This is a genomic window from Thermogladius sp. KZ2Tp1, assembly GCF_051131135.1.
In the GTDB taxonomy this organism is placed as follows: domain Archaea; phylum Thermoproteota; class Thermoprotei_A; order Sulfolobales; family Desulfurococcaceae; genus Thermogladius.
This window is the reverse complement of the sequence record NZ_CP151274.1, coordinates 14,277-26,175: the sequence shown is the minus strand read 5'-3', so window position 1 is coordinate 26,175 and position 11,899 is coordinate 14,277. Positions and strand designations below refer to the sequence as shown.

General features: G+C 57.0%; 12 protein-coding genes. 10 read left to right on the top strand and 2 right to left on the bottom strand.

Annotated elements, in window-relative coordinates; genetic code table 11:
* Positions 1-42: 42 nt before the first annotated feature.
* The 5 genes from WLZ34_RS00130 to WLZ34_RS00110 all read left to right on the top strand — a co-directional run bounded on the left by WLZ34_RS00130 (position 43) and on the right by WLZ34_RS00110 (position 7,040).
* Positions 43-1,197: a hypothetical protein gene (locus WLZ34_RS00130; protein ID WP_434731378.1), complete on the top strand. Its 1,155-nt coding sequence runs from the start codon at positions 43-45 to the stop codon at positions 1,195-1,197.
* Between the two features lie 68 nt (positions 1,198-1,265).
* Positions 1,266-3,002, top strand: coding sequence for an ABC transporter substrate-binding protein (locus tag WLZ34_RS00125; protein ID WP_434731377.1), 1,737 nt, complete (start codon positions 1,266-1,268; stop codon positions 3,000-3,002).
* A gap of 92 nt (positions 3,003-3,094) precedes the next feature.
* Positions 3,095-5,323 (top strand): ABC transporter permease, encoded by a 2,229-nt coding sequence (locus WLZ34_RS00120; RefSeq protein ID WP_434731376.1) that lies wholly within the window; start codon positions 3,095-3,097, stop codon positions 5,321-5,323.
* A gap of 2 nt (positions 5,324-5,325) precedes the next feature.
* Complete coding sequence (locus WLZ34_RS00115; RefSeq protein WP_434731375.1) at positions 5,326-6,420, top strand: ABC transporter ATP-binding protein; 1,095 nt, start codon at positions 5,326-5,328, stop codon at positions 6,418-6,420.
* 47 nt (positions 6,421-6,467) lie between these two features.
* A complete protein-coding gene (locus WLZ34_RS00110) occupies positions 6,468-7,040 on the top strand; it encodes a YfcE family phosphodiesterase (RefSeq protein ID WP_434731374.1) in 573 nt (190 codons plus the stop codon).
* Here the strand turns inward: WLZ34_RS00110 and WLZ34_RS00105 are convergent.
* Positions 7,027-7,749: a hypothetical protein gene (locus WLZ34_RS00105; RefSeq protein WP_434731373.1), complete on the bottom strand. Its 723-nt coding sequence runs from the start codon at positions 7,747-7,749 to the stop codon at positions 7,027-7,029. The genes WLZ34_RS00110 and WLZ34_RS00105 overlap by 14 nt on opposite strands.
* Before the next feature lie 310 nt (positions 7,750-8,059).
* Between WLZ34_RS00105 and WLZ34_RS00100 the strand changes: the two genes are divergently transcribed.
* Positions 8,060-8,368, top strand: coding sequence for a hypothetical protein (locus WLZ34_RS00100; protein WP_434731372.1), 309 nt, complete (start codon positions 8,060-8,062; stop codon positions 8,366-8,368).
* On the opposite strand, the gene WLZ34_RS00095 is transcribed toward WLZ34_RS00100, so the two are convergent.
* Complete coding sequence (locus WLZ34_RS00095; RefSeq protein WP_428726421.1) at positions 8,369-8,746, bottom strand: transcriptional regulator; 378 nt, start codon at positions 8,744-8,746, stop codon at positions 8,369-8,371.
* Positions 8,747-8,922: 176 nt separating this feature from the next.
* Here WLZ34_RS00095 and WLZ34_RS00090 point away from each other — a divergent pair, with 176 nt between their 5' ends.
* From WLZ34_RS00090 to WLZ34_RS00075, 4 genes are read left to right on the top strand one after another with little or no spacing between them, the layout of a single operon-like run.
* Complete coding sequence (locus WLZ34_RS00090; RefSeq protein ID WP_434731371.1) at positions 8,923-9,879, top strand: isoaspartyl peptidase/L-asparaginase; 957 nt, start codon at positions 8,923-8,925, stop codon at positions 9,877-9,879.
* Positions 9,880-9,929: 50 nt separating this feature from the next.
* A complete protein-coding gene (locus tag WLZ34_RS00085) occupies positions 9,930-10,676 on the top strand; it encodes a 5-formyltetrahydrofolate cyclo-ligase (RefSeq protein ID WP_434731370.1) in 747 nt (248 codons plus the stop codon).
* 37 nt (positions 10,677-10,713) lie between these two features.
* Positions 10,714-11,238, top strand: a complete 525-nt coding sequence (locus WLZ34_RS00080; protein ID WP_434731369.1) for a flavin reductase family protein — start codon at positions 10,714-10,716, stop codon at positions 11,236-11,238.
* A gap of 12 nt (positions 11,239-11,250) precedes the next feature.
* Entirely contained in the window at positions 11,251-11,895 is a 645-nt protein-coding gene (locus WLZ34_RS00075; RefSeq protein ID WP_434731368.1) for an ACT domain-containing protein, read from the top strand.
* Positions 11,896-11,899: the final 4 nt, after the last annotated feature.

Genomic DNA, 11,899 nt, shown 5'->3' with positions numbered 1-11,899 from the left:
TATCTAGACCCCCTTCTATTATTTTTAAGAGGGGTGTAACGGTTGAACAAAAGACCACTCCTACTAATGGCTATCGTGTTCTCCCTCTTCGTCGCCCTAACCGTACTAGCCCCAGCCCTCTCTAGCGCGCAGACCACGAGGACCGTCACTGTAATGGCCGACCTGGCCCACGGCGAGAGCGACAAGTACCTGAACTACATCATGGGTAACATCACCTTCGTGAAGTGGATAGCGAACAAGGACCCGTTAACGCCGGACAAGTTGGCCGACGTCGACATCCTCCTGATAGGGCAGCCCACGGTCTCCTTCAGCGCCGACGAGGTCAACGCGATCATAGACTGGCTTAGCAAGGGCAACAAGGCTCTCTGGGTAGGCGGCGACAGCGACTACGGCAACGGCTACCAGACGATCCAGATAGTCAACAACCTGATGGCGGCCATCGGGTCTAAGCTCAGGCTGGAGCAGGGCGCTGTCTACAGCAACTACAACGGGACCTACTCCTACGGCGGTAGCGACTGGCCTGTAATCGCGAAGGCCTACTACAGGATGCTGGCCTTCGTGGAGCCGGACAACAGGCCGGACCTGTACACGCAGATACTGTCCGCCGGTATATCCAAGCCGATACTGATGCACGGGCCCACCTGCGTCATATGGGTTGACTCCAGCGGGAAATACCACGACCCGGTCACAGACATCACATCCGACCTGATAAGGCTGGTCTACTTCCACTACGCTCACATTGGCGTAAACTACGCTAACTGGGCGCCACTGGTCTACGACCCGGTGAAGTACTCTAAAGACGAGAACACGTTCGTGGGCTACATGGCGGAGTACTGGAGCGACAAGAACAACGTAATAGTGTTGTCCGGCGAGTCGATATACGGCGACTACGAGCCTGCTTGGGCCTCCAGCTACTACGGCATACCACTGGACGGCCCTAGGTGGGTGACGAACTTCATCACCTGGCTAGCCACGATAGTCACGTCTAGGGTGACCACGACCGTGACCTCTACCGAGACTTTCACAACCACGGCTACCACGACCGTCACGTCTACCACGACTTTCACGACCACTTACACGACCACTTCGACAACGACCACAGTGGACTGGACAACCACAGGAGTTGTAGCTGGAGTCCTTGTACTGATCATAATAATCGAGGGAGTGCTGCTAGCTAGGAGACCAGGGAAGAAGTAGGCTTCGAACCCTTTTTTTAAGCTTTTTAGCCTCGTCCACCCCATTATTAACCTGGCCGGGTGACCTAGTTGCGTAGTATAAAGATCGCCGGTCTCCTACTGTTCTTGACAATAGTGCTAATGGTTTTCACGCCCCCGGCGAAGGCCGAGTGGCCGTGGGGCTCCGCCAGCGAGCCCTTCCCGTGGCTCAACTACTTGAAGAGCCTCCCCCACGGTGAAGGAGTTACTCTCTACGTTTTAACGAGGCACGAGCAGACTATTCAGAGCGCTGCCAGGGTGGCGTTCCTCAACAGCCCTGTTGCCAAGGCCCTCGGCATAAGCGACGTGGTATTCTTGTACGTTGGTAGCGCACAGTGGCCGAAATACATAGAGAGCGGCGAGATCGACGTAGCTTGGGGCGGCGGCCCCACACTATTCAACTGGCTAGACCAGCAGGGCCTCCTCCAGCCGCTAGACAACAAGACGCACCCGGAGTTCAACGCCGTCCTCTACGAGCTCTCTAAGATACCCCCCACCTACGCCGGCGCCCAGTCCTACTTAGTCGGCAGCGACGGGTTTGTCCACTGGATAGGGGCCAGCCTGAGCTCGTTCGGTATCACGATCAACAGGAAGGCCCTCGCCCAGTACAACGCCCCCGCTCCACAGGTATGGGTCGACCTCGGCAACCCGGTCTACGCCAAGTACCTACCCGCGAAGCCCCTCATAGGCACAGCCGACCCTACTGCCAGCACCAGCAATACCAGGATGTTCGAGATCATACTACAAGTATACGGATGGGAGAAGGGCTGGAGGGCGCTGACCACTATGTCGGGTAACGCCATAATCTACGGCGGCTCCAGCGACGTCAGGGACGCGGTGATCAGGGGGGACATTGCTGCTGGCACGACGATCGACTTCTACGGTTACACGGCGATGCAGCAGAACCCGGACTGCCAGTACATTATACCGCCTAACCAGAGCATTGTGAACTACGACCCGATAGCGATCGTGAAGAACGCGCCGCACATGGTGCAGGCTGCCGCCTTTGTCGCGTGGGTTCTGAGCGAGTACGGCGGGCAGCAGGTGTGGCTCGACCCGAACATAAACAGGCTCCCAGCCAACCCACGCGTGTTCGACACGCCCCAGGGCGCTCAGAGGCCCGACTTGAAGAAGGCCTACGAGGCTGCCGCCCAAGCCGGCTCTATAGAGTTCAACGAGACTCTCAGCTCGATGTGGGTCTACTCGGTGATATACTACTTCAAGGCCACGCTGGTGAACGCGCACGACCAACTACAGTCGACGTGGGCGGCAATAGCCCAGGCCTACCTCAACGGGAAGATAACCAAGGACCAGTTCAACAAGCTGGTCGACGACCTAGTCTCCTTCTTCCCGTTCAAAGACCCGTTGACAGGTCAGTACACGACATTCACACTCGACTACGCGCTGAAGATCAACGGCTACCTGGCCAACAATACGCAGGTCTACCAGACGCTCATGAGTGAGTGGACCAGCGGCGCAACTACCAAGTATCAGTGGGTGTACCAGGAGCTACAAGCCATACTAGCAGGGCAGACACCACCTCCACCGCCGTGGTCGGGCATTACTACCCAGACTACCACGGCAACCACTACCACGACCACGGAAGCAACAACCTATACGACGACCACGCAGATACCCACTACGAGCACTACTGCGACCACCACTACAGCACCGCCAGCGACCACGCCAGCCCAGGCCCCGCAGTCCAACGTGGCTACGGTAGTGAGTATAGCCGTTGTCGCCCTACTGGTAATACTACTGGTCGTCTACTTTATGCGCAGGAAGTGATCTCGAACACCCAATTAACCTTTTTAATCCCCCCTCCCTATTCTAAATAGACCTTACAAGACAGAGGTGTATATAGAGTAAGGGGGATTAAAGTGTCGACGGTTACTACGCGTGACTTGTTCGTAGTAGGCGTAGTCCTTGCCGCCATATACTACACAGTGTTCGCTCTCGTAGGGGTCAGCATCGTTGTCACTGAGATACTGTGGCTGGTAGGCATAGCGGTGGGGTTGGCGTCTCTGAGGTTGGGCTTCGACTACGATAGAGTCAGGTTCAGCTCCACGCTCAGCTTCACAGCGATCGTGGCGTTCATCTACGTCTTTGTAATCGCGCTCACAGACCTGGAAGGCCCCCCAATAGCGGTAGCGCTGGTCCTCCTGCCGTTCCTGGCCGCTACAGCAGTCTCGGCCGTTATAGGCTTCGCTAAGAGAGAGGCGCCCTCGTCAGCTGAGGTCGCTAAACCTGGCTTCGAGAGGAGGCTCAGGGCCCTCCTCTTCGAGTTAGACCCGATCATCTGGGTTTTCCTAGTGGTCAGCGTGGCCTACCTCACCGTGTTCCTGATACTGCCGCTGGCATACATGCTCAGGTACTCCTTCGTGTCGGAGGCGGGCTGGCTAGGAAACTTTGTATCGATATTCAGGGACCCCAGCCAGGGCTTCGTGAGGCCCTACCTGCTCCCGGGCGATACCCAGCCCTACCAGCTCATCCCCATGGGGGGCACGGCGCTGGTCAACTTCTACTTCATGAACTTCGGGTACGGAACGGTCTTGAACAGCCTCATAATCGCAACAATAGTCACCGTTTTCGCGACGGTCCTAGGCGTGCTCGTCGCCTTCGTGATAGCGAGGTTCAACTTCCCGGGTAAAGACCTGCTTAGGATCATCGCGATCATACCGCTGTTCGTGACACCCTTCGTTAACGCCTATGCGATCAAGCTGCTCTTCAGCGACTCGGGCCCGATCTCCCAGTTGGTCTACCTCCTCACGGGAGGTAAGTTCAAGGTGATGATCTCCGGCATGGCGGGTGTCATCATAACGCAGGTTATAACGTTCTACCCTATCGTCTACCTCAACACGTACGCTAGCCTGATAAACATAGACCCCTCCATGGAGGAGCAGGCCGAGAACCTCGGCTCCAAGGGGCTGAGGCTCTTCCTGGACGTCACGATGCCGCTGGCTCTCCCGGGCATTGCTGCTGGCGCCATACTAGTGTACATATTCAGCCTAGAGGACCTGGGCGCTCCGATAATATGGAGGTTCGACAAAGTGATGAGCTACTACATTTTCAGCAACTTCCTCACCGAGCAGGCGATCATATCGCCGACCGCGGCCGCGGTGGGGGTTGTCATGCTGTTCTTCGCGATAATGGGCTTCCTCGCCATCAGGAACTACGTGAGTATGAGGTCGTATGCGATGATCAGCAGGGGCGGTAGGCTCGTCTCGAGGGCTAGGAAGCCGGGCCTCCTGGCGAGCCTCGCCATCTACCTGGGAGTGTTCCCCCTGGTCATATTCACTTCGCTTCCGCAGATCTCCGTGGTATTGCTCGCGATGAAGGTGCTCCAGCCCTTCGGCTGGACGTTCGTCCTCTACTCTAACCCGGCCACTTACCTAGAGTCGTTCAGGATGATCGTGGCAGACCCCCAGGTGTTCAACGGGATACTCAACACGCTGAAGTACGCTGCTACGTCTGTGGCGATAGGCGTTATACTCGCTATAATGGTCGGCTACAGCGTGAGCAGGGTCAACATAAGGTGGTTGACGAACCTCCTCGACTCCGTGGCTACGATGCCCATCGCTATACCAGGCCTCGTGATAGCGCTAGGGTACTGGTTCTTCTTCAGAGACCTAGCCGAGGTCACCGGACTGTCGATACTCAACCCCCTAGACATACGGGCCTTCCAGCTCTGGCTCGTCCTAATAATATCGTTCAGCGTCAGGAGGCTCCCCTACGTTGTGAGGTCGGTCTACGCGGGGTTCCAGCAGGTGCACAAGAACTTGGAGGAGGCCGCGTTGAACTTGGGGGCTAGCAGGACAAGAGTGATATTCGGCGTCGTCTTCCCGTTCATACTCTCGTATGTCCTGAGCGGCGCTCTCCTCGGGTTCGTCTACATGGCGACAGAGGTCACAACGAGCATTACACTGGGCGGGTTGAAACAGGACCAGGCGCCGGTGACCTTCTGGCTGTACATGTACACTTTGAAGGCCACGGCGACAGGGATACAGGAGGCGGCCGCTATCGGTAGCCTCCTCATCCTCATCCAGTTGATAGCGGTTATGATTATAATCTTGGTGTTCAAACAGAGATATGCATTCATAGGGGTGTAAGGATGAGCCTGGAGCTCCACCCTGTCAGCGTCACGCTCGAAGATGTAAGCAAGTACTTCGGGAGCGTCGTCGCGGTAGACCACGTCTCCCTAAAGATCGACAGGGGCGAGTTCTTTACGATACTGGGCCCCAGCGGCTGTGGTAAGTCGACGACCCTCAGGATAATCGCGGGCTTCGAGGTCCCCGACAGCGGGAGGGTCTTCTTCGACGACGAGGACGTCACGTTCAAGAAGCCCTACGAGAGGGAGACGGCTATGGTGTTCCAGAACTACGCGTTGTGGCCGCATATGACCGTCTTCGACAACGTCGCCTACGGCCTGAGAGTCAAGAAGAAGAGGTATAACCTTAGCGAGGACGACATAAAGAAGCTGGTTAAACAGGCGCTGGAGCTCGTAAGGCTCGAGGGGATGGAGAAGAGGTACCCGCTACAGTTGAGCGGAGGGCAGCAGCAGAGGGTGGCCCTCGCCAGGGCGTTAGTGGTGAGTCCAAGGATCCTCCTCCTCGACGAGCCGCTCAGCAACCTGGACGCAAAGCTCAGGATCGAGATGAGGGAGGAGCTGAAGAGGATACAGAGGAGCTTGAAGATAACCACGGTCTACGTGACGCACGACCAGGTGGAGGCGTTGAGTATGAGCGACAGGATCGCAGTAATGAACAGCGGTAGGATAATGCAGGTCGGCCGACCGGACGAGGCCTACTTCAGGCCCAGAAACTTGTTCGTAGCCGAGTTCCTGGGGAGGAGCAACATCTTCGAGGGCGATGTCGTAGGGGAGAAAGGGGACTACGTCCTGGTGAGAGTAGCAGAGCTCGACGCGGACATCCCAGCAACACCGGTCGAGAAGGGCTTGAAAGGTAGGGTCGCCGTGGTGATAAGGCCTGAGGTAATCGTCGTCGGTTCCCCAAGGAGCGAGACAGACGTTGTCTTCAAGGGTGTCGTGGACTTCAAGATGTTCGTTGGAGACAAGCTTGAGGCGAGAGTGAAGGTGGGCAAGGTCACGCTCTTGGCGTACTTGCCAAACTACATCGACGTCTCGGTGGGGTCTGCTATCGAGCTCGGGGCCTCTGCCAGGAACATAATCGCGATACCGTACAAGTAGCAGGCGGCCGGCCCGCAGCGGTCGAAACGCAGGGGGAGGCTTTTTACTTGAGGATCCTAGCCATAGGCGACACCCATATACCCGATAGGGCAAGCCGAGTCCCGCCCGTGCTGCTCGACCTCATAAACCGAAGGTCTTGGGACACAGTAGTCTTCACCGGCGACTTGACGGGCAGGGAGGTGCTCGAGTGGGTTAAGAGGCTATCGGTGAGCGTCTACGTCGTAAGAGGCAACATGGACTACCTACCCCTCCCCAAGACGGCCGTCTTCGAAGCCGGCTCGTTTAAGATGGGCGTACACCACGGCGACCGGGTGTACCCGAGAGGCGATATCAGGCAGTTGACTGAGATAGCGGTGCGGCTGGAGGTATCGGTGCTCTTCTCCGGTCACACCCACTCTCCTTTCGTGGAGGTCGACAGCACCGGCAGGTACCTCCACATAAACCCCGGCTCTCTTACGGGCGTTTGGGGAGGAGGCGACGCCTCCATGACCCCCAGCATGGCTGACGTCGAAGTCCTAGGCCAAGTCATCCGAGTCAGGCTCTACGAGCTGAAAGAAGGGGATGTCCGCGAGACTTCGAAGTGCTTCTCCTACGAGGGTGGGGTTTTCAGGTACTGCTAGACCTCAAAGCTTCTATGAAGGCCCTGCTCAAGGGGTAGGGGAGCATTAGTGAGGACACGAGCTTGACGAGGTAGGTCCCGGCGGAGCTTGCGATCTCTACGCGGTTGTCCGACCTCTCCAGGTAGGAGCGGAGGAACACCGACATCTGTTCCCTGAAGCCGGCCAGGGCAAAGACGTTCTTCTCCAGCGTCGCGAATAGGTACGAGGTAAGGAACACCAGTAAGTCCCATATCATCGCTTGGGGCCTCGCCGGGCTGACCGCTTGCTCGCAGTCTATGACGTACCACTCGTCCCCCCTCTCGCTGTAGACGAGGTTGTCCAGCTTCGTGTCGCCTAGCGAGTAGCCGTAGTTGTGCGTCTCGCTGAACACCTCCCCAAGTCTATCCAGCTGTTTCTTCACTACCTCTACGTCGTTTGTCCCCTCGACGAACTCCCTGGCGATCAGGGCGTCCCTGTAGTCGACAAGGATCACCCTGGGTGTCGAGAAGCCTCTCAGCTCCTTGAACGCCCTCACCTCTCGCTCCAGCCTGTTCAGGGGCTTGACCTCGAAAGGGTATACCTGGAGGGGTATTGTCGATGCCTTTATGAAAGCCCACTTCAGGATCCCAGGCTCCCGCCCGTACTCTTTCACCACGACTCTCACGTCGCCGAGTTCGACGACCTTGACCTGGAGGTGAACCTCCCGTATAGAGTCGACTATGTTCCTCAAACCGTGACTCCTGTAGTAGACTAGTCCTACAGCAACCTATATAAGGAGAGTCGGGTGCCCAGGGGAGTCACCCTTGCTCATCCCGCCCCGTGTCTGCGGGGGTGTGGCAAGGGCCGGTTCACCAATAAATATTTGTGGACGGCTTCTTAAACGCTTCTGTGAAAATAATTTGTAATGGAAAACCCGATCTTACTTAAAGTCTCTATCTGTTCTATTTAAGCCCATGTCCTAGACACCTCTATGGCTCCAGACTAAATTCTTAATTACTATGGCGTCTCATCTTGGCGATTGCAACTACTGAGGGGACAAGATGGCAATAACTGTTGTCGAGCCGCAGAAGTCCATTGTCGATCACAACATTATAACCCTGGACATAAAGCAGAGGAAGAAGGTGATATCGCTGAGAGTAGACGAGAGCGCGATAGCGGCTATTGACAGGTACCTGACGGCCAACGGCCTCCCTTCGCGGACGGCTGTTCTAAGTAGGCTTGTCGAGGCTTTCGCGAACGGTGTTAACGGGGAGAGGGGTAGGCTCAGGGAGATAAAGCTCGTCCTACTCTTCAACTCTGTAGGCGATAGAGAGAAGAGCGAGAGGCAGGTCATAATAAGGCTCTTGTAGCTAGAGCTTCCCTGTTCTGACTTTTTCGACGATAAACCTCACTATGTCGGCGGGCATGCTTATCTGGTGTGCTAGTTGCTCTACGTTCACGTCCGGCCCATACCTCGCTATAGCCTCTTTAACCGCGGTAACCGCCTCGATGTAGACGACTTTACGCCCCTCCCTGACCTTAGCCACAATACCCATCCTGTTCAGCTCCGACAGGTACTTGGACTCGATGGTCCTAGGCCTGTTAGTTCTCTGCGAGACGACGTCGGCTGTCACTTTCTTCAGGTCGAGAACGGTCTTCAGGGTCTTCATTAGTGTTGGCCTTATCGTTATCTTCCTGTTCATGAGAAACCTTATGTCGTAAATAGAGCAATACTCTTCACTTGACAACCTAACACCCCATTGTGAAAACTCAATTCTCTATGATGATCTTTAAATTAAGACCTTTATAAATATTTTGAATCAAGCCGTGCTAGGTATGAGGATTTTCGGAAACAATCTCTTGATGACGTAAAGTGTTTTAACGCCCAGACCCGAATAAGATAGCTACGCTCGGGGGTGGTTACTTGGGCTTCGTAGTCCTCCATGGTGGGGCGGGTACATGGCGCGAGAGTAAAGTGAAGTCGAAGGCGGTGGAGGCGATTGGCCGTTGCGCGAAACGGGGTCGGGAGGTCTTAGAGAGTACCGACGACGCGCTGGCGTCCGTAGTCGAGGCAGTCAAGTGCATGGAGGACTCGGGGTACTTGAACGCGGGGGTAGGCAGCGTCCTGGACTTGGCGGGCGAGAGGAGTCTAGACGCCGGGTTGATGACCAGCACTGGCCTCGTGGGCGCTGTGGCCGCCGTCAGGCGCGTCAAGAACCCGATACTCCTCGCTAGGTTTATAGCCGAGAACACCCCTCACGTTCTGCTGGCAGGTGAGCGGGCCGACGAGCTGGGCCTCCTCCTCGGGCTTGAGCCGCTGCCGCCTCCCCCTCCACACGTATTCGAGAGGTACAGGGAGTCGCTGGCGAGGCTCCTCGGAAAGTCGGTCGGGGACGCCTACTACCTCAAGATCTACGCCTTGCTCGACGCCTTGAAGACCCTGAAAAAGTCGCTGTCGGAGTCTTTGCTTCTCGGGGACACTGTAGGGGCAGTCGCGGTGGACGGCAAGGGCGTCCTAGCCGCGGCCACCAGCACCGGCGGCGTGTCCCTGAAACTCCCCGGGAGGGTAGGGGACTCCCCTATTCCTGGGGCGGGCTTCTACAGTGGAAAGTACACTGCGTGCAGCGCCACCGGGTACGGGGAGGTGATCATAAGAGAGATGCCCTGCCGCAGGCTGGAAGAGCTTGTGGGGAGCGGGCTCGGCTTGAACGAGGCGGCCGAGGTAGTAATAAGAGAGGCGACGAGCAGGCACGGAGCCGGGAACATGGGGTTCATAGCGGTCGACAGGGAGGGTAGGTTCGTGGTCAAGTACAACACTGAGGCAATCCTAGTCGCCTACGTAGGCGCCGACGGGAGACTTGTCGTGGTGGACAAGCCGTAGCGCCTTTTTCAACCCTGAGTTTTAATAGAAAGCTTTTAGGAAGATGCGTATTGCGTAACAGCTTCAAGAGCTCAGAGGAGGCGCTGGCGTACAGGTCCGCGTTGAGGAGGCGGGTCTGGAGCGCGCTGGAAGAGGCTGGTGTAGCCGCTTTCCCCAGGCCTGTCTACGGCAGGATACCGAACTTCGTCGGCGCAGAGCAGGCGGCGTCGAGGCTTGTACGAGTACTGCTCGATGCGGGGGTTAGCGCGGTCTTTGTGAACCCCGACGCCCCCCAAGCACCTGTGAGGAGGATGCTACTCGAGGAGGGCGTTAAGGTCTACGTGTCGACCCCCAGGATATCAAGGGGTTTCGTCCTCCTCGACCCATCCTTGACGCCCAAGGGGAGAGCCCGCGAGGCCTCCACGATCAGCGGCCTTTTCAAGTACGGGAGGGCCGCCGACCCGAGAGACATGCCTAGGATCGACGCCTTTGTAGCAGGCTCGGTCGTCGTGGACCACGGTGGCGGCCGGCTAGGTAAGGGGGAAGGGTACAGCGAGCTGGAGTACGCTATACTCGCCCACTTCAAGCTGGTCGACGAGGGCACCATAGTTGCGACGACTGTTCACGACCTCCAAGTAGTCGAGAGCCAAATCCCCTTAATGCCATGGGACCTCACAGTCGACATCATATCGACACCTACACGGCTCATAAGGGTCGGCGGGCCGAGACAGAGGCCCACGAGCATCGACTGTGGCTTGATACCGAGGGGGAAAATCCTAGAGATACCGATACTTAGAGAGCTGTGTGTGCAGGCTTAAATAGCTACTCTACCGATAGTCCCTGGCGTGGTCTGGAATGCCTGCTAGGCCGTACAGGCTGCTCTACCCGCTCCGAACCTACCTCGTTGCTTCGGGGTCTTACCCGGAGGAGTACAACGTCATGACGGCCGACTGGGTAACAGTTGTGTCGTCCCAGCCCTTCTACGTAGCAGTGTCGATCGCCCCGGAAAGGTACACCTACAGGCTGGTGAAAAAGCACGGGGAGCTCGTAGTCGCGGTTCCGGGCTGGGACTTGCTGAGAGAGGTGTGGCTCGCTGGAAGCCTAAGTGGTCCCGCCAAGCTCCGCGAGTTGAGGCTGACCTTCGAGAGGGGGAGGCGCGTGAAGGCCCCGGTGATCCGCGAGGCAGTAGCAAACCTTGAGTGCAGGGTGCTGGAGTCTAAGCTCTACGGCGACCACGAGCTATTCATCGGGGAGGTCGTCTACACTCACCACAGCCCTCGGGCGTACGACGACTTCACACCCCGCCCCGACCTCAAGGTCATCCTACACTTGTCGGGTAACATGTTCCTCTCGAACGAGACGGTCGTCACGTCGGTCTAGGGGAAGGACGAGTTGAGCGAGGAGCGCAAACCCCGGGGGGTAGAGAGGGAGGTTCTCTTAAACCCCTTCGTAGCCTACGGCTTGATCAAGGGGTTCTTCTCGGCGAGGAAGCTCTGTAAGGTGTTAGCGGAGCAGGGTCTAGAGTTCGAGAGCACTGGTGAATGCGTCAAGCAGCTTAGGAGGCTCTCCAATAGGCTTGGGGAGCTCAAGGGCTTTGACGAGAGACTAGTCGCCCGCATCCTCGAGGGGTCCAGTCTCGAGCTCAAGACAGACCTGGCCGTCTTGAGCGTCGACCTGGGGGCTTACCCCGAAGTCCTGAAGCTCGTCTCTGAGATAAGGGGTAGGGCGAGGTTCCTCTCAGTCATTCAGAGCGTGTCGTCTATTACGATCGTGATCGACAGGGAGCACGCGGGGCACTTTATAGAGAGACTGGGAGCACATGTCCTCTACACGGCGAACAACGTGTCAGCCGTGATAATGGTGAGCCCAGACGAGGTCATTAACACCCCCGGCTTCACATCAGTTGTCACATCCCTTCTATCCCTCCACGGGATAAACATCCTCCAGTTGTTGTCCTGCCATAGGGACACGATAATGATCATGAGCGAGGAGGACAGTAGGAAGGCTTTTCAGCTACTCTCGGAGCTATCTAGATAGGAGG

Bases quoted from the DNA above. Each gene is read 5' to 3' on its own strand.
- WLZ34_RS00115 (WP_434731375.1), top strand. From the start codon at position 5,326: ATGAGCCTGGAGCTCCACCCTGTCAGCGTCACGCTCGAAGATGTAAGC.
- WLZ34_RS00080 (WP_434731369.1), top strand. From the start codon at position 10,714: ATGCCTGCTAGGCCGTACAGGCTGCTCTACCCGCTCCGAACCTACCTC.
- WLZ34_RS00100 (WP_434731372.1), top strand. From the start codon at position 8,060: ATGGCAATAACTGTTGTCGAGCCGCAGAAGTCCATTGTCGATCACAAC.